The following is a 20,915-nucleotide window of genomic DNA, read 5'->3' as shown; positions in this document are numbered from 1 at the left end:
AGGAGAGACAGCTCAGATGCGTACCACCCGATTCTTCGCGCTGGCCGCCGTCGGCGTGCTGGCGACGGCCGGTGTGACCGCCTGCTCCGGTGCCGACAAGGACACCCCGGCCGCGGCCGGCGGGCCGATCGCGGTCAAGGCGACGGACACCGCCTGCGAGGTCGGCACCACGGACCTGGGCGCCGGCACCGCCACCTTCAAGATCACCAATTCCGGTGCCAAGGTGACGGAGTTCTACGTGTACGCCGACGGCGACCGGGTCATGGGCGAGGTGGAGAACATCGCCCCGGGGCTGAGCCGTGAGCTGCACGTGGAGTTGCCGGCCGGCACCTACCAGACGGCCTGCAAGCCCGGGATGAGCGGCAAGGGCATCCGGGGTGCGCTCAAGGTCAGCGGGTCGGCGCAGCCGCTCACCGCCGACGCCGCGTTGGCCGGCGCGGCCGAGAACTACCAGCGCTACGTCAAGAGCCAGACCGACGCGCTGCTGGACAAGACCGAGGAGTTCGTCACCGCGGTCAAGGCCGGTGACGTGCCGAAGTCCAAGGCGCTCTACCCGGTCGCCCGCACCTACTGGGAGCGGATCGAGCCGGTGGCCGAGATCTTCGGCGACCTCGACCCCAAGATCGATGGCCGCGAGGAGGTCATCGAGGAGGGGATGGAGTTCACCGGCTTCCACCGGATCGAGAAGGACCTCTGGCAGTCCGGCGACATCAGCAAGGACGGCCCGATCGCGGACCGCCTGCTGGTGGACGTCAAGGAGATCGTGACCAGGGCCAACGCCGAGAAGCTCTCCCCGCTCCAGCTCGCCAACGGTGCCAAGGAACTGCTCGACGAGGTGGCCAGCGGCAAGATCACCGGCGAGGAGGACCGCTACTCGCACACCGACCTGTGGGACTTCGCCGCGAACCTCGAAGGTTCCAAGGCCGCCGTGTCCGCCCTCCGCCCGGCCCTTCAGCAGCGCTCGCCGGAGCTGGTCACGCAGTTGGACACCGAGTTCGCCAACGTCGAGGCGCTGCTCGGCAAGCACCGCGACGGCGACGGGTGGAAGCTGCACACCGCACTGAGCAAGGCCGAGCTCAAGGAGCTCTCCGACGGGATCAACGCGCTCGCCGAGCCGATCAGCAAGGTCGCCGCAGCCGTCGCGAAGTGACCGGCCGACAGAAGGAGTGGAGTCGATGAGCGGGAGCAGGTTGACCCGGCGCCGGGCGATCACCCTGGCCGGCGCCGGGGTGGCCGGAGTCGCCGGAGTCGCGGCCGGCGCGGGGGCGCTGCTCAACGGCTCCCAGGGCCCGGCGGCGGCGAGCGACCACCCGGCCGGGGCGGTGCCCTTCCACGGTGAGCACCAGGCCGGCATCGTCACCCCGGCGCAGGACCGGCTGCACTTCGTCGCCTTCGACGTGATCACGAAGGACCGGTCCCGGCTTGTCGAGCTGCTCGAGGAGTGGACGGCCGCCGCCGCCCGGATGACCGCGGGACGCGACGCCGGGATCCTCGGCGCGGTCGGCGGGATGCCGGAGGCCCCACCGGACGACACCGGCGAGGCGCTCGGCCTGCCCCCGTCGCAGCTCACCCTGACGATCGGTTTCGGGCCGACGCTGTTCCGCGACGCCGACGGGCGGGACCGCTTCGGCATCGCCGACCGGCGGCCCGCCGCACTGGCCGAACTGCCGAAGTTCCCCGGCGACGCCCTGCAACCGCAGCTCTCCGGCGGCGACCTCTGCGTGCAGGCGTGCGCCAACGATCCGCAGGTGGCGGTGCACGCGATCCGTAACCTGGCCCGGCTCGGCATGGGCGTGGTGAGCGTCCGCTGGTCGCAGCTCGGCTTCGGGCGTACCTCGTCGACCTCCCGGGACCAGGCCACCGCGCGCAACCTGTTCGGGTTCAAGGACGGTACGGCCAACCTCAAGGCCGAGGACACCGACCTGCTGCGCGACCAGTTGTGGGTGCAGCCGGGTGACGGACCGGACTGGATGACCGGCGGCTCGTACCTGGTCACTCGCAAGATCCGGATGCTGGTGGAGACCTGGGACCGGACCTCCCTGGCCGAGCAGGAGGAGATCGTCGGCCGGACCAAGGGCAGCGGCGCCCCACTCGGCCGGACCGACGAGTTCGACGAGCCGGACTTCGCCGCGCGTGGAGGCGACGGCAAGCCGATGATCGCTGAGCACGCGCACGTGGCGCTGGCCCACCCGAGCCGGAACAACGGCGCCCAACTGCTGCGCCGCGGCTACAACTTCGTCGACGGCTCGGACGGCCTCGGCCGGCTCGACGCGGGGCTCTTCTTCATCGCCTACCAGCGCGATCCGCGCCGCCAGTTCGTGCCGATCCAGACCCAGTTGGCGCGGCACGACGTGATGAACGAGTACCTGCGGCACGTCTCCAGCGGCGTGTTCGCCTGCCCGCCCGGAGTACGCGACGGCGGGGACCACTGGGGGCGCGCGCTCTTCGGCTGAGCAAGGGTCAGGTTGGCGACAGCGGGACCGGCCCGAGCCGCGGTGGCGCCGGGCGGCTTCGACGGGGGATCATGGTGTCAGCCTGGGCCCGGGGCTCATCCGGGTGCCAGGCTCCGCAGCACGTGGCGCCGCCGCCCGGATTGCGACGAGCGCTTCTTCGGCGGCACCCTGCGTTACCGGCGGACGCCGGTCCCACCGAACCGAATAAGGATGCAATATTAATCCCATGAGAGCCCGCGTACTGGTGGTCGACGACGACCCCGCGCTCGCCGAGATGCTCGGCATCGTGTTGCGCAGCGAGGGCTTCCAGCCCTCGTTCGTGGCGGACGGCGAACGGGCGTTGGCTGCTTTCCGTGACAGTCGCCCCGATATCGTGCTGCTTGACCTGATGCTGCCCGGAATGAGCGGTATCGACGTGGCCCGGTCGATCCGGGCGGAGTCCGGCGTGCCGATCGTCATGCTGACCGCCAAGAGCGACACCGTGGACGTCGTGCTCGGCCTCGAGTCCGGGGCCGACGACTATGTGGTCAAGCCGTTCAAGCCCAAGGAGCTGGTTGCCCGGATGCGGGCCCGGCTGCGCCGAGGCGAGGACGTGGCCCCCGAGATGCTCACCATCGGGCCACCCGACAACCAGATCACCATCGACGTGCCCGCGCACACCGTCAGCCGCAACGACGAGGAGGTGAAGCTGACTCCGCTGGAGTTCGACCTGCTTGTCGCGTTGGCCCGCAAGCCGCGTCAGGTCTTCACCCGCGAGGTGCTGCTGGAGCAGGTCTGGGGCTACCGGCACGCGGCCGACACCCGCCTGGTGAACGTGCACGTCCAGCGGTTGCGCGCCAAGATCGAGCCGGACCCGGAGCGACCGGAAATCATCCTCACCGTGCGGGGCGTGGGATACAAGGCGGGGACCGGATAGCCTGGTCGCACTGTGTCGACCTCGCCGCCCCCACCCTCCCCGAGCACGGCAGCCCACCGGCCCAGCGCCGGTGGGGAGATCTGGCGCGCGGTGAGCGGGCGGGCCGCCCGGGTGGTGTCCCGGGTGCACCAGACCTGGCGGCGCTCCCTACAGGTCCGGGTCGTGACCATCACATTGGTCGCGTCCAGCCTGCTGGTCGGCGGCTTCGCGTTCCTGATCGCTGACAAGATCACCACCATCCTGCTCGACAACGCCCGCAGCGACGTCCGGCAGCGGGTGATCAGCGGTGCCAGCTACACGGCCAAGCAGGTCTCCCTCTACGGTCAGGCGCAGGAGGCGCAGCTCCAGGAGACCATCGACGGCACCGTCAACTACCTGGCCGGCGGTGACCCCCAGCAGACCAGCGGGGTGGTGGTGGCGATCACTGCCGACGGCTACCCCAACGACATCCAGACCCGCACCGCGCCGTCGGCGAACGTCCAGGCGCTGATCAGCCCCGAGCTGCGGGCCGCGATCGCCGACGGCAAGGTGGCCAGCCAGATCCGCACCGGGCGGCTCACCGGCGAGTCCACCAAATACCTGGTGTACGGCTCACCGGTGCCCACCCGCTTCGGCCAGATCGAGCTCTACTACCTGGTGCCGTTGACCCGGCAGGACGTCACCGCCGCCGACGCCCGCGCCACGGTCGTGGCCACCGGGGTCGCCCTGGTGATCCTGCTCGGGCTGCTCGCCGCGCTCGTCACCCGGTTGGTCGTCAACCCGGTCCGCGTCGCCGCACGGACCGCCCAGCGGCTCTCCGCCGGTCTGCTCGACCAGCGCATGGTCGTCAACGGTGAGGACGACCTCGCGCTGCTCGCCGCCTCCTTCAACCAGATGGCCACCAACCTGCAACGGCAGATCCTGCGCCTGGAGGAGATGTCCCGACTACAGCGCCGGTTCACCTCGGACGTCTCGCACGAGCTGCGTACCCCGCTGACCACGGTGCGGATGGCCGCTGACCTGATCTTCGCCGAGCGCGACGAGTTCGACCCGGCGGTGGCCCGCAGCGCCGAGCTGCTCCAGGCCGAGCTGGACCGCTTCGAGGAGTTGCTCACCGACCTGTTGGAGATCAGCCGCTTCGACGCGGGCTTCGCCATGCTCGACTCCGAGCCGACCGACCTGGTGCCGGTGGTGCACCGGGTGGTCGACCGGTTGGCTGGCCTGGCCGAGCGGGTGGGCGTACCCATCGAACTCGACCTGCCGGGCACGCCGGTGATCGCCGAGGTGGATCCGCGCCGGGTCGAACGGGTGTTGCGCAACCTGGTCGGCAACGCCGTCGAACACGGCGAGGCCCGGCCGGTGCTGATCACCCTCGGGGTGGACGAGACCGCCGTGGCGATCACCGTCCGCGACCATGGCGTGGGGCTCAAGGTGGGCGAGGAGAAGTTGGTGTTCAACAGGTTCTGGCGAGCCGACCCGTCCCGGGCGCGGCAGACCGGAGGCACCGGCCTGGGCCTGTCGATCAGCCTGGAGGACGCCCGGCTGCACGGCGGCTGGCTGGAGGCGTGGGGTGCTCCCGGGCAGGGCGCGCAGTTCCGGCTCACGCTGCCGGCCCGTGCGGGGGACCGGCTGACCACCTCACCGCTGCGCCTGGTGCCGGCCGACGCCGCGCTGCCGTTCGGCGGCCCCCGCGACCGTGGTCCGCTTGCCATCGGGCCCGGCACCGGTGGCGCACTGGCGATCGACCCGGCGCCGGCCGGAGAGGGACAGCGGGCGGAGGTGCGCTCATGAGACGGCCGACGCTGGTCGCGGCGCTCGGCGTGGTGCTGCTGGGTGGCGGCTGCGGCATCCCGGCGGCGTCCGACGTTCGGGTGGACGGCAGGGGCGGGACCGCTACCGAGGCCGGCGTGGTGAACGGTCCGAGCAACGAGCCGCCGACGCGTACCGCCAGCGGCAGCGTCAACGAGGCGTTCGTCCGCAACTTCCTGTCCGCTGCCGCCGGCGAGCCGGATCGGGCGTACGAGCGGGTCAAGGCCTTCGTCGCCCCGGAGAACAAGTCCCGCCTGCAGGAGAAGAAGGGCAGCGAGGTCGCGCTGAACGTGGTGCGGCTGCGGGAGGCGGTCTACACCCTCAACAGCGACTCGACCACCACTGTCAAGATCACCGTGCAGCAGATCGGCGTACTGCGGGCCAACGGCACCCTGGCACCGCCGGTGGCGACCGAGACGGAGTACGAGTTCGGGATCCGCAGCGCGGCGTTCGACGGCGGTGTCAACGACGAGCGGGCCGGGTTGTACATTTTCGACCCGCCGAACGTGCTGCTGCTCAGCGACGCCGCCCTTCGTCGCTACTACCAGGACGAGTCGATCTACTTTTGGAGTTCGGACGGCACCCGGCTCGTGCCCGACCAGCGCTACCGGCCGCTCGCGGTGCCGGCCGAGCGTCGGGTCAACGAGGTGGTGAAGTGGCTGGTCGGCGGCCCCTCCGACTGGTTGCGCCCGGGCGTCGTCGGGCTCCCCGACCGCACCGAGCTGATCAACAACGCCACCGGCGGCAACGGTCGGTGGGAGATCAACCTGGACATGTCCGACGACGACCAGACCAGCATCGACCAGTTGATCACGCAGATCGCCTGGTCGCTCGGGGATCTCCCGGGTGCGCTGGAGTTGAAGATCCGCAACAACTCGCTGCCCGTGCAGGACCTGAGCGAGCGGCGCAACACCCACCCGCTCTACCCCAACGCCGAGGGCCCGCAGCGGTTCGGCCTGTACGAGGGCGCCATCCATCCGCTCGACTTCGGCAGCGAACTCAGCGGCACCGTGCCGCTGGCACCCGGGGCCAACCGCGGCATCGTCTCCGCCGACCTGGCGTTGGCCAAGGAACAGCGGGTCCTCGCCGCGATGGTCGTCACCGGCGGCAGCGCCGGCCGGCACCGCCTGGCGGTGGGTACGGGCGCCGCGCCGGTCGCCGACCTCAACCGCAGCACGTCCGAATACTCCGCGATGAGTCGCCCGGTCTGGTTGCGTACTGTCGACGCCCGCGCCGCCCGTGGCCTGGTCGTCGCCGACGGGCAGCTCTACCGGTTCGACGAGGGCGCGCGGATGTACCAGGTTCCACTCAACCTGCCCGCCGGCGTGACCGCGGTGGCTGCCGCGCTCGACGGCCAGCGGGTCGCGCTGATCGCCGGTGGCCGGCTCTACGTCGCCGCGGTGAACCCGGACGGTGGCGGCGTCTCCATCGGCCCACCCCGGCAGGTGGCCACCTCGCTCACCGCCCTCACCGCTGTCGACTGGGGCAGCGAGGACCAACTGGTGGTGGCGGGGTCCGTCGGCCAGCCGGCGATCTACGAGATCAGCGTCGACGGCGCCCTGGAGACGCCGCTGCGGACCGACCTCGGTGCCAAGGTCAACCATCTGACCGCGTACCCGACCAATCGCACAGTGCGGGTGCCCAGCGGGGCGTACATGTACGAGGCGAACGGGGTGGCGTACCGCAGCAGCCCCTTCGAACGGATCGAGCCGGACCGGGTCCGGGACATCGCCCCGGTCCCGACCGGGGTCCGACCGAGCAACCCGTCGGCACCGTTCTTCCTCTACTGACCGGGTGACGTGGTGACCGGCCTCTGGGCGGACCTCGCCGACCTGGTGTTGCCCACCACCTGCGCGGGTTGTCGGGAGCGCCGGCCCGGCCTGCGGCACGGGGTCTGCCCGACCTGTGCCGCGGCGCTTGGCGCGCTGCGCCCCCGGTCGGTCCGCCCGACGCCCGTGCCGCCGGGCCTGCCGTCCTGCGTCGCCCTCGGCCCCTACGCCGGCCCGCTGCGCGAGGCTCTGCTGGCGTACAAGGAACACGGCCGGCACGGTCTGGCCCGCCCGCTCGGCGCACTGCTCGCCGAGGTTGTCGCGGCGGCGGTCGGTGCGCCTCGTCCGGTGGCGCTGGTCCCGGTTCCGGACACTGCGGCCGCGGCCCGCTCCCGCTACGGCGACCACCTGGACCGGCTGGCCCGGCACTGCGCGGCCCGGCTCGACCAGGGCGGCTGGACGGCGCGGGTGCACCGTCCGCTGCGGGCGCTGCCCCGGCCCGACTCGGTGAGCCTGGACAGTGCCGGGCGCGCGGCGGCGGCCGAGGCCGCCTTCCGCCCGCGCGCCACGGCGGGTCGGGCCCGTGCCGCCGGTACGCCGGTCGTGGTGCTGCTCGACGACATCGTCACCACCGGGGTGACCCTGGCCGCCGCGGCCAGGGCGCTGGGTGCGACCGGATGGGTGCCGAGTGTCGCCGCGGTACTCGCGGCGACCCAAAAAAGACACCTCTCGTAACCGACAGTGTTTCCGTTTCACCCGTTGGTGTATGAGCTGTGGAAAATCCTGGGCTGTCTCGGCAACTTGGGGTGACTGCCGGGCGAACAGGAGTTAGCGTTTCGCTGTCGGGGGTAGGAGGTCGTTCCACCCACCCCCGGCGGTGAGAGGAGGCGTAGCCGTACCAACCGGTCGACGCCAGCGGGTCCCCCCACGGCGCGCGACCGGGTTGCCGGATCGAAGACCGTCCGAACAAGGGAGGTCACGTGGACATCGTGGTCAAGGGCCGAAACGTAGAAGTGCCGGACCATTACCGGGTGCACGTAGCCGAGAAACTCGCAAAGATCGAACGCTACGACCACAAACTGATTCGCGTCGATGTGGAGCTGTTCCACGAGCGCAATCCGCGCCAGGCCGAGCACTGCCAGCGGGTGGAGATCACCTGCGTTTCCAGGGGCCCGGTGATGCGGGCCGAGGCCTGCACGAACGACTTCTACAGCGCGCTCGACGCGGCCATCGCGAAGCTCGACACCCGCCTGCGCCGCGCGGCCGACCGCCGTCGCGTACACCGGGGTCGGCACGCGCCGATCTCCGTCGCCGAAGCCACCGCCGGCCTGCCGGTCGCCGACCTGGGCACCAGCACGCTGAGCGCGCCGCTCGACGGCGCCCGCGCCGGCACCGCCGTCGCGGAGCGGGTCGAGGAGGAGCACGACGACCAGCCGTGGCACATCGCCCGGGAGAAGGTGCACCCGGCGGAGCCGATGACTGTCGACGACGCGCTGTTCGAGATGGAACTTGTCGGCCACGACTTCTACCTGTTCCAGGACAAGGAGTCCGGCCGCCCGAGCGTCGTCTACCGGCGCCACGCGTACGACTACGGCATCATCTCCCTCGCCACCTGACCAGCCTCTCGTCGATCAGGGAGTTGTGGTGGGGCCTCCCGCCACAACTCCCTGATCCGGTCTCACCGCAGGTCGGCGGGGAGCAGCGCGAACGTCAGGTCGTCCAGCCGGGCACCGGCCAGGCCCGGCAGCCGGCCATGCTGGAGCCCCTCCCGCCGGAACCCGACCCGCTCCAGCACCCGGTGCGACGCGGTGTTCTCCGGCACCGTGCCGGCGGTCAGCCGGGCGATACCGGCCGGCCCGAACGCCCAGTCCGCAAGCAGTCGGACCGCCCGGGTCGCGTACCCCCGGCCGCGCCACTCGGGCAGCAGCGCGTAGCCCACCGACGCCTCTCCGGCCGCCACGTCGGTGTACGACAGCCCGCAGCTACCCACCGGCTCCCCGGTCGCCACGTCCGTGATCAGCAGTCGGGCGATCTCACCGGTCAGCCAGCCGCTCTCCGCGAGCCGGCACCGCCGCCCGATCGCCTCAGGCGTCGGCGGCACCGGCGGCGCCTGGTTCGCTACCACCTCCGGTCGGCTGTGCAGTCGGTACATCAGCTCGGCGTCGTCCGGCGCGAGCCGGCGCAGACTCACCACCTGGTCGGTGAGCACCCCGTCGGGCAGGTCGGGCAGCAGCCGGGCGACCGGACCGGGCGGGTCGTCGGCGAGGCGTACCCAGGCCAGCAGGTCGTGCCGAGCACCGTCGCGGCCCGCGCCGGCCGACCGGCGCGAACCCTCGTACCGGAAACCGGCGGCCAGCGCGACCCGCTGGCTCGGGCCGTTCTCCGCCTCGGTGAGCAACTCCAGCCGAGCCGTTCCGGTGCCGAACGCGTGCTCGCTCAGCGCGCGGGTCGCCGCGGTGGCCAGTCCGCGCCCCCGCGCCGCCGGCCGCACCCAGTAGCCGATCTCGGCCTGGGCCCGCGCGGGCACCGGGTTGTTCAGCCCGACCGCGCCGAGCAGCCGGTCGGTGGCCGGGTCCGCGACGGCGTACGCCGCGCCGCCGCCGGTCCAGGCCGCCGGAGCGCCGACGTCGATCCACCACCGGGCGTCGGTCCGGGTGTACGGCGTGGGCAGGTTCGTGACGAACCGCTGGGTGAGCGGGTCCGTGCAGCCGTCGACCACGTCGGCGGTGTCGGCGGCCCGGAACGGCCGCAGCCGCACCCCGTGCGCCTCGACGACCTGGCCGGGGCTCACGTCAGGTCCTTGGCGAGCAGCGCGGCCACCCAGGCGTCGACCCGCTCGCCCCGGTGCTGCACCCCACCGCGGGCCGTCCCCTCGAACGTGAAGCCCGCCTTCTCGGCCACCCGCCGGGAGGCGGCGTTGCCCACGTTCGCCTTCCACTCGATCCGGGCCAGGCCCAGCGTGGCGCAGCCCCAGGTGCTGACCGCGACGAGCGCGGCGGGCATGTACCCCCGGCCACGGGCCGCCGGGGCGGTCATGAAGCCGACGTCGGCCAGCAGCGCGTCCCCGGAGGAGATCCGCAGGTCGATGGTGCCCGCGTACCTGTCGTCCGGGTCGGCGACCACGAAGCAGGCGGACTGTCCCCGAGCCCAGGTGTCCTGGGCGTAGACCAGGTACCCCTGCGCGTCGGCCCGCTCGTACGGGTCCGGCACGGTCGTCCAGCGGATGGTTTCCGGGTCCCGGCAGGTCTGCGTCACGGCATCCAGGTCCCGCTCTTCCATCGGCCGTACCGGCAGCTCACCGGCCCCGGTGGTGGCGAACAGGGTGGGCTGTGGGCGGCCGAAGACCGCGGCGCGCCGGGCGACGAGGGTGCCGGGGCCGGCCGGACCGGTCGCCCCGGGCTCGGGTACCTCGCCGGGCAGCAGCGACCCGATCCAGCCGTCCGCGTCGGACCGCGTCGCCGGGTTGGCCCGCCGCAGCCGGCCGTCGATCCGGAAACCGGCCCGGAGAGCGACCAGCCGGGAGGCATGGTTGCCCACCTCGGCCTGCCAGATCAGCCGGCGCAGCCCAAGGGTGGCGAAGGACCAGCGGGCCACCGCCCGGGTGGCCCGGGTCATCACGCCCCGGCCGCGCGCCCAGGGGGCGGTCCAGTAACCGACCTCACCGCTGCCGTCGCTGCCGATGGAGATTAACCCGCACGAGCCGAGCAGTTCACCGCTCGCCGGATCGCAGACCGCGAACGGCGTCCCGGTGCCGGCCGCCCAGGCCGACCCGGTCTGGTCGGTGACGAAGCCGAGGGCGTGTTCGGGCAGATACGGGCGTGGCACGCGGGTCCAGCGCTGAATGTCCGGGTCCTGGCACGCCCGGTGTACGGCGTCGGCGTCGGTCACGCGCCAGGGCCGCAGCAGCACGCCGTCCTCGATGATCTCCACGGGCTCCATCCGTGCATGGTGCCGCACCGTTCGCCGACGGCGTAACCGGATAACGTTCGAGGGGTGCGCAGGACGCGAATTATGTCGGGTTCGGCGGGGTCGACCCCCGCCACCAGTGACCATTGCGCCGATGGAGCGCCTACGATGGTTCGAGACTGTCTAGGGGAGCGTTGATCCGTGTCGATTCTGGAAAAGGTCCTTAACGCGGGCGAGGGCCGCATGGTGCGCCGGCTCAAGGCCATCGCCGCCGCCGTCACCTCGATCGAGGACGACTACGTCAACCTCACCGACGAGGAGCTGGCCGGCATGACCGAACAGTTCCGGGAGCGGCTCGCCGACGGGGAAACCCTCGACGACCTGCTGCCGGAGGCGTTCGCGGTGGCCCGCGAGGCGGCCGCCCGGGTGCTCGGCCAGCGCCCGTACGACGTCCAGGTGATGGGCGGCGCGGCACTGCACTTCGGCAACATCGCCGAGATGAAGACCGGTGAGGGTAAGACGCTGACCTCGGTCATGGCCGTCTACCTCAACGCGCTGTCCGGCAAGGGCGTGCACGTGATCACGGTCAACGACTACCTCGCCCAGCGGGACGCGGCGTGGATGGGTCGGGTGCACGAGTTCCTCGGGCTGACCGTCGGTGTGGTGCTGCCCAACCGGCCGGCCAGCGAGCACAAGGCCGCCTACGAGTGCGACATCACCTACGGCACCAACAACGAGTTCGGCTTCGACTACCTGCGCGACAACATGGCCTGGTCGAAGGACGAGCTGGTGCAGCGTGGCCACAACTTCGCGGTGGTCGACGAGGTCGACTCGATCCTGATCGACGAGGCCCGCACCCCGCTGATCATCTCCGGCCCGGCCGAGCACTCGGCCCGCTGGTACGGCGAGTTCGCCGGAGTGGTGGCCCGGCTCCAGCCCGGCACCGACGGCGAGGGCGACTACGAGGTCGACCACTCCAAGCGCACCATCGCGGTCACCGAGCGGGGTGTCGCCAAGGTCGAGGACCGGCTCGGCATCGACAACCTGTACGAGTCGGTGAACACCCCGTTGGTCGGCTACCTCAACAACGCCATCAAGGCCAAGGAGCTCTACAAGCGCGACAAGGACTACATCGTCAGCGACGGCGAGGTCCTGATCGTCGACGAGTTCACCGGTCGCATCCTGCACGGCCGCCGCTACAACGAGGGCATGCACCAGGCGATCGAGGCCAAGGAGGGGGTGGAGATCAAGCAGGAGAACCAGACTCTTGCCACCATCACCCTGCAGAACTACTTCCGTCTCTACGAGAAGCTGTCCGGGATGACCGGCACGGCGCAGACCGAGGCGAGCGAGTTCAACAAGGTCTACAAGGTCGGTGTCGTGACGATCCCGACCCACCGCCCGATGGTCCGCGAAGACCGGCCGGACGTCATCTACAAGACCGAGAAGGCCAAGTTCAACGCCGTCATCGAGGACATCGCCGAGCGGCACCAGCTGGGTCAGCCGGTGCTGGTCGGCACCGTCTCGGTGGAAAACTCCGAGATCCTCTCCCAGCTGCTGCGCCGCCGGGGCATCCCGCACAACGTGCTGAACGCCAAGTTCCACGCGCGGGAGGCCGAGATCGTCGCGCAGGCCGGGCGTAAGGGCGCGGTCACCGTGGCCACCAACATGGCCGGTCGAGGCACCGACATCCTGCTCGGCGGCAACGCCGAGTTCCTCGCCGCGAACGAGCTGCGTCAGCGCGGGCTCGACCCGCTGGAAAACGAGGAAGAGTACGCCAAGGCGATGGAGGAGGTCCTGCCCACGTGGAAGCAGGCCTGCGACGCCGAGGCGGAGGAGGTCGCGGCCGCCGGTGGCCTCTACGTGCTGGGCACCGAGCGGCACGAGTCCCGGCGGATCGACAACCAGTTGCGCGGTCGCGCCGGCCGGCAGGGTGACCCGGGCGAGTCCCGTTTCTACCTGTCCCTGCAGGACGAGCTGATGCGGCGGTTCCGGGCCGGGGCGGTCGAGGCGGTGATGGAGCGCTTCAACATCCCGGAGGACGTGCCCATCGAGTCGAAGATGGTCACCCGGCAGATCAAGAGCGCCCAGGCCCAGATCGAGGGTCAGAACGCCGAGATCCGCAAGAACGTGCTGAAGTACGACGAGGTGCTCAACAAGCAGCGCCAGGTCGTCTACGCCGAGCGGCTCCGGGTGCTCAACGGCGAGGACCTCTCCGACCAGGTCCGCAACATGATCGACGACACCGTCGAGGCGTACGTGCGGGGGGCCACCTCGGACGGCTACGGCGAAGACTGGGACCTTGAGCAGCTCTGGTCCAGCCTGAAGCAGCTCTACCCGGTCGCCGTGACGATCGAGGAGCTGGAGGAGGAGGCCGGCGGCTCGCGGGCCGGCATGGACGCCGACTTCCTGGTCGCCCGCCTCAAGGAAGACGCCAACGCCGCGTACGACAGGCGTGAGGAGCAGCTCGGCCCCGAAGGGGTGCGGCAGCTCGAGCGGATGGTGCTGCTCCAGGTCATCGACCGGAAGTGGCGCGAGCACCTCTACGAGATGGACTACCTCCAGGAGGGCATCAACCTCCGGGCGTACGCCCAGCGCGACCCGGTTGTCGAATACCAGCGCGAGGGCTTCGACATGTTCGCCACCATGATGGACGGCATCAAGGAAGAGACTGTCGGCTTCCTCTACAACATCGACGTCCAGGTGACCGAACCGGAGCCGGAGGCGGGCTCGGAAGAGGTCACGCTGCTCGACAAGCCGGTGGAGATCCGGGCCAAGGGTCTCAACCAGGCACCGCGTCGGCAGGGCCTGCAATATTCGGCTCCCACCATCGACGGTGAGGCCAGCCCCGGCGCTCCCGCGATCGAGCAGGCCGAGCAGCAGGCTCCGGCGCTCGGTGTGGGCCGACCGGCCCCGGGCGCTCCGGCGGCACCGGGGCGGACCGCCCCGTCCGCCCCGCAACGTCCGGCCACCGGGCTGCGTGGCCCGGCGGTTCCGTCGGCAGCCTCCCGTCGACCGTCGGCGAACCAGGCGGAGGCGAGCAACGGCCCGTCCCGCAACGCGCCGTGCCCGTGTGGCTCGGGTCGCAAGTACAAGCGCTGCCACGGTGCTCCCAACGGCGGCAACTGACCGACCCGACAGCACCTGACCGACGGGTCCCGGCCGACCAGGCCGGGACCCGTTTCGGTGTCCGGGTGTCGGCGGCGGCCTGCTTGCCCGGCTTCCCGAGGCTCCTGCCCTGCCCGGGGTGGCGGGCACCGCGGTGGCTCCCGCACCTGCCGGGGGTGGCGGGCGCCGCGGTGTCGGATGCGGTCAGAGGACGTGCAGCGCGGTGCAGAGCCAGCGGCCCCGGCGGTGTTCCAGCCGGAGTGCCACCGCCCAGCTCCGACCGCCCGCGCCGGTGACGACAGCCGCTGCCTCCACAGTTGCCGGCCGGGGCGCGCAGACCCGCATGCGGAGCAGCCGGACCAGTGGTCGGTCGGCGCGGCGGCGGGGTGACCCCGCCCGCCCGGACGCGCGGACCGACCCGGTCAGCACCTCGCAGGCTCGGGCCAGCTCGGTCAACAGGTCACCTGCTCGGGCTGGGTCGAGCAGGGCCCGCACCTGCGCCGGCGAGCGGTAGCCGTTTATCACTTCCAGGCAACTGCCGACGAACCGATGGGCGGCTCGGGTGGCTTCCGGGGCGGTCGCCGGCGGCGCTGGCGTGACCGGGTGGGTGATCGACCGGCCGGGCGCGGCGCGCAGGGCGGCCTGGCGTTGTGGTGGCCGGACCGGGTCCGGGCGGGTCGCCGCGAACAGGTCGAGGGCGAGCTGACCATGGGTTGGTGCCGGCCAGTACGACCCGTCGATCTCGTCGGCGTACGGCGGGTCGACGGGCGGGACGGGGCGCAGTCGCACCGCTGGCCGAGCAGGCCCGGATCGCGCCTCGCTCATCGTACCCCCTCTTGATCTTGCGTTTGCTTTCGTTTGCCTTCGACATCCTCGATTCTGGACCACGCACCAATGTCGGTCAATGCCTCAGGGTGGCGGGCCGGCCGGGGTGCTACTCCGGTTCGCGGTCGACCAGCGGGTTGCTCTGCACCCATTCAGCGGTTTCCTGGTATTTGCGGGCTATGTACTCTTCCAGGCGCGCCCGCTCGACCCGCCACTGACCCCGTCCACCGATCTTGATCGCCGGCAGTTCGCCGCTGCGCACCATGTGGTAGACCTGCGAGTCCGACACGTTCAGCTCGGTGGCGACGTCGGAGAGCAACAGGAACCTGGGCTCCACACGAACTCCCGGGGTTGATGTCGTTTGGCTAAGTTTGCCATCGACAGCAAGGAACGCCCAGCGCCGGACCGGTCCGGCCGAAGGTCGACGCACCGGACACACCGGGCGGAAACTTCCACCGGCCTCCGGTCGGGGTGTATGACGGTCACGGCGTGCGGCATGATCTGCGCCCGTGCCGGCGGACGCCGGCGCGGGGACGAGGCGGGGGAGACGACAGGTGACCGACGAGCTTGTCCGGGTGTACGTGCCGGCGACCGTACCGATGTTGGCCCGACTGCGCGCGGAAGGGCTGGCGGCCGACCAGGCGCACGCGGTGACCCCGGCGCTGCGTGAGTGGTACGCCGAAGGCGACGAGGAGGAGTTGGAGTACGTCGCGTTCACCCGGGCCGCCCAGCAGGCGCTCCAGCTGCTCCGGGCCGACCCGACGGCTCCCCGCCGCCGCGTCGTCGTCTCAGCCGACCTGCCGGCCAGCGCGCTCGGGCGGGGCGACGGCGAGCTGGGTTCCAGCATTGTGACGTTGGCCGAGGCCGTGCCGATGGGCGCCGTCGCGGCCCTGCACGTGGACGGCGCGGACGCGGTGGCGGAGGTCGCCGCGGCGGCCGAGGTGGTGGCCGAGGCGGCCGCCGGCGATCCGGACGCCCAGTTCACAGTCGATGGCGCGGAGGACCACGAACTTGAGTGGTACGACGTGACGGAGCTGGACCTGCTGCTGCACGCGGCCAGCTGAGCCGGCCCCGCGCTCCGGCCGCCGATGTCAGCGGGCTGGATCCGCCTTGGCCGGGTCCGTGTCGAACGCCTCGGCCGGGTCCGGCTCGTCGGCCGCCGGGTCGACCTGGTGCGCGCCGGCCTCCGGGTCGGCGGTCGGTTCGTCGTCCTCGGCGTGTGCCGGGCCGAGTGTGCGGCCGAACGCGATGAGCGCGGTCAGTGCCCCCACGAAGAGCACCCAGATGCCGTTGTCCACCCGCGAGGTGCCCAGTGAGGTCTGCGCCACCGCGTCCGCCTCGCTGAGTGCGCTGGCCAGATCGAGCAGCGACCGGCCACCGACCCGGATGATCACCTCGGCGAGCAGCAGGAGCAGGCCCGGCCCGGCCCCGGCGAGCAGGTACGCCGGCCAGCGCAGCGCCGGAGCGGCAGGATCGCGGCGAACCATCCGGCGTCGCGCCCAGGTCAGGTAACCGAAGGCGAGCAGCCCGGCGAGCAGCCCCGCGATGAACGACTCGGTGCGGGACACCCACTTGGCCGCGTCGACCACCGACTGCTGGCTGTCGCCGGCCCCGAAGAGGTCGAACAGCGGGTCCCGGGCCTGGCTGAACGCGACCACGAAGATCAGCGCGCCCAGTGCGGCGGTCACCACCGCACCGACCGCCGGGGCGGTCCGCGCGGCAGCCACCGCGCCACCGATGATCGCCGCGGCCGCGGTGGTGCCGGCGATCACGTTTGTGGTCGACGTGTCGAAGTAGGTGAGGTTGATGGCCAGTGCCGCCACCAGCCCGACAAGCATTCCGCCGCCGATCGCCCCGGCGAAGCGCAGGGTGGCCCAGTCGCCGTACCGGCGGGCGAGCAGGTTGCCGCCGGCCAGCGCGACGGCCGCCCCGCACACGAGCGCGGCCGAGATCACGCCGGGCAGCGCGAACGCGGAGAGACTGATCGCGGTCACCCCGGCCGCCGCCGAGTTGGTGGCCTCCCGGGTGGACCAGAGCATGGCGGCCAGCCAGCCGAGGGCCAGCAGCGCGAGCACCGCCGCGCCGGGCGCGGGCAGCGGCCGGCTGCCGGGGCGCGTCGCGTCGGCCGCCGGCTCGTGCGACTCCGCGGCCGGGACGCGGCCGGGCTGCTTGGTCATCGTCTCCCCTTCGAGGCGGCAGGTCACCGACCATTCAGGGTACGCGGGCCCGCTGGGCGCCCCACCGCCGCCGACCACGAGCGGGTGAGCTGGGGCACGCACCGCGGGCCGATCGCCGGATCGACTCCGGTCGGTAAGGGGAGAAGGGGTGGGCCGGTCCTTCGTGGAAGGCGATGGCGGAGGCAGGGTGGGCCTCCCTCCGTGGGAGAATTGTCGGAGGTCCCGCCGCTGCTCGGCCCACCCGTGCGGCGACCGGTGTCCGGCCGCCCGGTCGGTGCCCGCGGGTCCGGTTTCGCCACTGCTGTCGAGATCGCCAGGAGCCTTGATGGATGCCGTGTTCTCCGTTCCCGAGCCGCGCAACGAGCCGGTTCGCAACTACGAGCCGGGCAGCCCCGACCGGGACCGGCTCCAGCGGCGGCTGACCGAGCTCGCCGCCGAGCGCATCGACCTGCCGATGACCATCGGCGGTGAGCAGCGGATGGCCGCCGGTGAGTCGATCGACGTGGTGCAGCCGCACCGGCACGCGCACGTGCTGGGCGTGACCGCGCACGCCACCCACGACGACGCCCGCGCGGCGATCAAGGCGGCCAAGGACGCCGCTCCGATGTGGCGGGCGCTGCCCTTCGAGGAACGGGCCGCGATCTTCCTGCGCGCCGCCGAGCTGCTCGCCGGCCCGTGGCGCGACACCCTCAACGCCGCCACCATGCTCGGCCAGTCGAAGACCGCGATCCAGGCGGAGATCGACTCGGCGTGTGAGTTCATCGACTTCCTCCGGTTCAACGTGCACTTCGCCAGGCGTCTGCTCGAGGAGCAGCCGGCATCCTCGCCCGGCGTGTGGAACCGTTTCGACCACCGCCCGCTCGAGGGCTTCGTCTACGCGGTCACCCCGTTCAACTTCACCGCCATCGCCGGCAACCTGCCGTCGGCCCCGGCCCTGCTGGGCAACACGGTGATCTGGAAGCCGGGCCCGACCCAGCAGTTCGCCGCGCACTTCACCATGCGGCTGTTCGAGGCGGCCGGCCTGCCGCCCGGCGTGATCAACATGGTCACCGGCCGGGGCGAGGAGGTCTCCGACGTGGTGCTCGCCGACCCCGACCTGGCCGGCATCCACTTCACCGGCTCGACGAAGGTCTTCCAGCAGTTGTGGCGGACCGTTGGCGACAACATCGCCCGTTACCGGGGCTACCCGCGCCTCGTCGGCGAGACCGGCGGCAAGGACTTCGTGGTCGCGCACACGAGCGCCGACGTGGACGCCCTGCACACCGCGCTGATCCGCGGCGCGTACGAATACCAGGGCCAGAAGTGCTCGGCGGCCTCCCGGGCGTACGTGCCGCGCTCCCTCTGGGAGGGTGGGCTGCGGGACCGGCTGGCCGCCACCACCGACTCACTGACCTACGGCGACGTGGCCGACTTCGGCAACTTCGGCGGCGCGGTCATCGACGACAAGGCGTTCGCCCGGCACACCGCCGCGCTGGAATTGATCGGCGGTGACGACAGCTGCCGGGTGCTCGCCGGCGGCACCGCCGACGACTCGGTCGGCTACTTCGTCCGGCCGACGCTCTTCGAGTGCTCCGACGCCGCGCACGAGACCTTCACGACCGAGTACTTCGGGCCGATCCTCGGCGTGCACGTGTTCGACGACGCCCGGTTCGACGAGGTGGTCGCGCAGGCCGAGTCGATCGCCCCGTACGCGCTCACCGGCTCGGTGTTCGCCACCGACCGCCGGGTGGTCGACGCGGTCGCCGAGCGGATGCGGTACGCGGCGGGCAACTTCTACATCAACGACAAGCCGACCGGCGCGGTGGTCGGGCAGCAGCCGTTCGGCGGCGCGCGGGCCAGCGGCACCAACGACAAGGCGGGCTCCTGGCTCAACCTGGTCCGCTGGGTGTCGCCGCGGACGATCAAGGAGACCTTCGTACCGCCGACCGACCACACCTACCCGCACATGGGCTGACCGGCGACGATCGGCCGGCGACGTCACCCGCGCCGCCGGCCGGTCGGCCCGTATGCCGCGAGGCATCGATAGTCCTCAACGGACAGTCTGCCGCCGACAGTGCACTTAGGAAGACCTGTTGGGTGGCAAACCGGCAAATCCTGGACGCCGGGTGCGCAAAGTGGCAGCGTAGAGGGCATGGCGGATTCCGGAGTCAACCCCACGGCGGCGGCCCTGCTCGGCCTCCTCCACGAGGGCCCGATGACAGGTGGTCAGTTGATGGCCGCTGCTGAGCGCCGTCTGGCGCCGTACTGGTCGATGACGCGTAGTCAGGTCTACCGCGAGTTGCCGGTGCTTGCCGAGCGAGGTTATGTGCGGCTCGGGAAACCGGGGCCGCGGATGAGCCAGCCGTACGCGCTCACCGCCAGCGGGAAACGGACATTTTCCCGTTGGCTCACCGAGAACCCGGGGCGGGACACCATCCGCAACCCGATCGCGTTGCGGATGGCCTTCGGCAACCTGCACTCCGCCAGCCAGTTGAAGGGCCTGTACGCCTCGGCGAACGAATACCACACCGAGGCCCTCGCCCAGGTCCGGGAGCAGGTGAAGAACGCCAAACGGGATGGGGAGACGTACGACGCCAGCGCGCTGGAGTTCGCCGTCGCCTATCACCGGGCCGCCCTGTCCTGGTTGAAGTCCGCGCCGGTCGGGTGATCTCCGGCGGGTTCGCCCGGCGGGTCGCAGCTGCTCAGCGCAAGGTGGCGCAGTGTCGCTTTCGCGCCGGACCGCGGGGCTCGCAAGCCCGATCGCCGTCCGCGCAGTACGCTTACCTGTCGTGACCGCTGCCGATTACGCCGAACAGCTCAAGGAACTCGACGCGACCCTGCGAAACATCGAGGCCGTCCTCAACCTCGACCGACTCCACGAGGACAAGGCCCGCCTTGAGCAGGAGGCTTCCGCCCCCGACCTGTGGGACGACCAGGCCAAGGCTCAGCAGGTGACCTCCCAGCTGTCGTACGTCAACGGCGAGATCAGCAAGCTGGGCAGCCTCCGATCCAGCCTCGACGACGCCCAGGTGTTGTTGGAGCTGGCCGAGGCCGAGTCCGACCCGGGTGTGCTGACCGAGGTCGAGTCGGAGATCGCCGGGTTGACGAAGGCCATCCAGGAGATGGAGGTCCGCACCCTGCTCTCCGGCGAGTACGACTCCCGGGAGGCGCTTGTCGCCATCCGTGCGGGCGCCGGTGGCGTGGACGCCGCGGACTTCGCGGAGATGCTGCTGCGGATGTACCTGCGGTGGGCGGAGCGGCACGGCTACCCGACCGAGGTCTACGAGACCTCCTACGCCGAGGAGGCGGGTCTGAAGTCGGCCACCTTCGCGGTCAAGGTGCCGTACGCCTACGGCACGCTGAGTGTCGAGTCGGGCACCCACCGGTTGGTCCGGATCAGCCCGTTCGACAACCAGGGCCGCCGGCAGACCAGCTTCGCGGGCGTCGAGGTCCTGCCGGTCACCGAGCAGACCGACCACATCGACATCCCGGAGAACGAGGTACGCGTCGACGTGTACCGCTCCTCCGGCCCCGGTGGGCAGAGCGTCAACACCACCGACTCGGCGGTCCGGTTGACCCACATCCCGACCGGCATCGTGGTGACCTGCCAGAACGAGAAGTCCCAGTTGCAGAACAAGGCCTCCGCGCTGCGGGTGCTCCAGGCCCGGCTCCTGGAGCGCAAGCGCCAGGAGGAGGAAGAGAAGATGGCCGGCCTCAAGAGCGGCGGCACCAGCTCGTGGGGCGACCAGATGCGCTCCTATGTCCTGCACCCGTATCAGATGGTGAAGGATCTCCGAACCGAGCAGGAGACCGGCAATCCGAGCTCCGTCTTCGACGGCGATCTGGACGATTTCATCGAGGCGGGCATCCGTTGGCGCAAGCAGCGGCAACTCGCCAACGACGGAGCGTAACGACACGCGGGCGGAACGCGTCGTCGATCTCCAGGTAGAGGCCCGATTCGACGACTCGTGCCGGATGGACGGGGCGTGGGGCT

Annotated in this window: 17 protein-coding genes; 12 read left to right on the top strand and 5 right to left on the bottom strand. The window is 71.3% G+C overall.

Annotation, left to right across the window (positions count from 1 at the left end):
* Positions 1-16 precede the first annotated feature (16 nt).
* From efeO to raiA, 7 genes are all read left to right on the top strand, one after another.
* The gene (gene efeO / locus AB0B86_RS28625) at positions 17-1,150 is read left to right on the top strand and encodes an iron uptake system protein EfeO (RefSeq protein WP_357405250.1); all 1,134 of its coding nucleotides are present in this window, start codon (positions 17-19) and stop codon (positions 1,148-1,150) included.
* 25 nt (positions 1,151-1,175) lie between these two features.
* Entirely contained in the window at positions 1,176-2,453 is a 1,278-nt protein-coding gene (gene efeB / locus AB0B86_RS28620; protein WP_357405248.1) for an iron uptake transporter deferrochelatase/peroxidase subunit, read from the top strand.
* 226 nt (positions 2,454-2,679) lie between these two features.
* Positions 2,680-3,369: an MtrAB system response regulator MtrA gene (gene mtrA / locus AB0B86_RS28615; protein WP_110564421.1), complete on the top strand. Its 690-nt coding sequence runs from the start codon at positions 2,680-2,682 to the stop codon at positions 3,367-3,369.
* A 12-nt stretch (positions 3,370-3,381) separates the two neighbouring features.
* Positions 3,382-5,139, top strand: a complete 1,758-nt coding sequence (mtrB, locus tag AB0B86_RS28610) for an MtrAB system histidine kinase MtrB (protein WP_357405246.1) — start codon at positions 3,382-3,384, stop codon at positions 5,137-5,139.
* On the top strand, positions 5,136-6,947 hold the full coding sequence (locus tag AB0B86_RS28605) for an LpqB family beta-propeller domain-containing protein (RefSeq protein WP_357420178.1): 1,812 nt from the start codon (positions 5,136-5,138) through the stop codon (positions 6,945-6,947). Before mtrB ends, AB0B86_RS28605 begins: the two co-directional genes overlap by 4 nt.
* A 12-nt stretch (positions 6,948-6,959) precedes the next feature.
* Positions 6,960-7,661: a ComF family protein gene (locus tag AB0B86_RS28600; RefSeq protein ID WP_357420177.1), complete on the top strand. Its 702-nt coding sequence runs from the start codon at positions 6,960-6,962 to the stop codon at positions 7,659-7,661.
* Between the two features lie 245 nt (positions 7,662-7,906).
* Complete coding sequence (gene raiA, locus AB0B86_RS28595; RefSeq protein WP_357405240.1) at positions 7,907-8,542, top strand: ribosome-associated translation inhibitor RaiA; 636 nt, start codon at positions 7,907-7,909, stop codon at positions 8,540-8,542.
* A gap of 62 nt (positions 8,543-8,604) precedes the next feature.
* Here raiA and AB0B86_RS28590 read toward each other — a convergent pair whose 3' ends face one another.
* Positions 8,605-9,717 (bottom strand): GNAT family N-acetyltransferase, encoded by a 1,113-nt coding sequence (locus AB0B86_RS28590; RefSeq protein ID WP_357405238.1) that lies wholly within the window; start codon positions 9,715-9,717, stop codon positions 8,605-8,607.
* Positions 9,714-10,865: a GNAT family N-acetyltransferase gene (locus tag AB0B86_RS28585; RefSeq protein ID WP_357405236.1), complete on the bottom strand. Its 1,152-nt coding sequence runs from the start codon at positions 10,863-10,865 to the stop codon at positions 9,714-9,716. Before AB0B86_RS28585 ends, AB0B86_RS28590 begins: the two co-directional genes overlap by 4 nt.
* A 168-nt stretch (positions 10,866-11,033) precedes the next feature.
* Between AB0B86_RS28585 and secA the strand changes: the two genes are divergently transcribed.
* Positions 11,034-13,961: a preprotein translocase subunit SecA gene (gene secA / locus AB0B86_RS28580; RefSeq protein ID WP_357405234.1), complete on the top strand. Its 2,928-nt coding sequence runs from the start codon at positions 11,034-11,036 to the stop codon at positions 13,959-13,961.
* A gap of 183 nt (positions 13,962-14,144) precedes the next feature.
* Here secA and AB0B86_RS28575 read toward each other — a convergent pair whose 3' ends face one another.
* Positions 14,145-14,765 (bottom strand): Rv3235 family protein, encoded by a 621-nt coding sequence (locus tag AB0B86_RS28575; protein ID WP_357405232.1) that lies wholly within the window; start codon positions 14,763-14,765, stop codon positions 14,145-14,147.
* A 109-nt stretch (positions 14,766-14,874) separates the two neighbouring features.
* Positions 14,875-15,102 (bottom strand): helix-turn-helix domain-containing protein, encoded by a 228-nt coding sequence (locus tag AB0B86_RS28570; RefSeq protein ID WP_357405230.1) that lies wholly within the window; start codon positions 15,100-15,102, stop codon positions 14,875-14,877.
* 217 nt (positions 15,103-15,319) lie between these two features.
* On the opposite strand from AB0B86_RS28570, the gene AB0B86_RS28565 reads away from it, so the two are divergent.
* Positions 15,320-15,829, top strand: coding sequence for a hypothetical protein (locus AB0B86_RS28565; protein ID WP_357420176.1), 510 nt, complete (start codon positions 15,320-15,322; stop codon positions 15,827-15,829).
* Positions 15,830-15,856: 27 nt separating this feature from the next.
* On the opposite strand, the gene AB0B86_RS28560 is transcribed toward AB0B86_RS28565, so the two are convergent.
* Complete coding sequence (locus AB0B86_RS28560) at positions 15,857-16,942, bottom strand: hypothetical protein (RefSeq protein ID WP_357405225.1); 1,086 nt, start codon at positions 16,940-16,942, stop codon at positions 15,857-15,859.
* 325 nt (positions 16,943-17,267) lie between these two features.
* Here AB0B86_RS28560 and pruA point away from each other — a divergent pair, with 325 nt between their 5' ends.
* The 3 genes from pruA (at position 17,268) to prfB (ending at position 20,832) form a co-directional block, all read left to right on the top strand.
* The gene (gene pruA, locus AB0B86_RS28555; protein ID WP_357420175.1) at positions 17,268-18,896 is read left to right on the top strand and encodes an L-glutamate gamma-semialdehyde dehydrogenase; all 1,629 of its coding nucleotides are present in this window, start codon (positions 17,268-17,270) and stop codon (positions 18,894-18,896) included.
* A gap of 177 nt (positions 18,897-19,073) precedes the next feature.
* Positions 19,074-19,589, top strand: a complete 516-nt coding sequence (locus AB0B86_RS28550; RefSeq protein ID WP_357405221.1) for a PadR family transcriptional regulator — start codon at positions 19,074-19,076, stop codon at positions 19,587-19,589.
* A 121-nt stretch (positions 19,590-19,710) separates the two neighbouring features.
* Positions 19,711-20,832, top strand: coding sequence for a peptide chain release factor 2 (gene prfB / locus AB0B86_RS28545; RefSeq protein ID WP_357420174.1), 1,122 nt, complete (start codon positions 19,711-19,713; stop codon positions 20,830-20,832).
* Positions 20,833-20,915 lie beyond the last annotated feature (83 nt).

The sequence above is a fragment of the Micromonospora sp. NPDC049047 genome, assembly GCF_040649135.1.
Lineage (GTDB): Bacteria > Actinomycetota > Actinomycetes > Mycobacteriales > Micromonosporaceae > Micromonospora.
The sequence above is the reverse complement of the archived record's forward strand: the minus strand, read 5'-3'. Positions and strand labels throughout refer to the sequence as shown.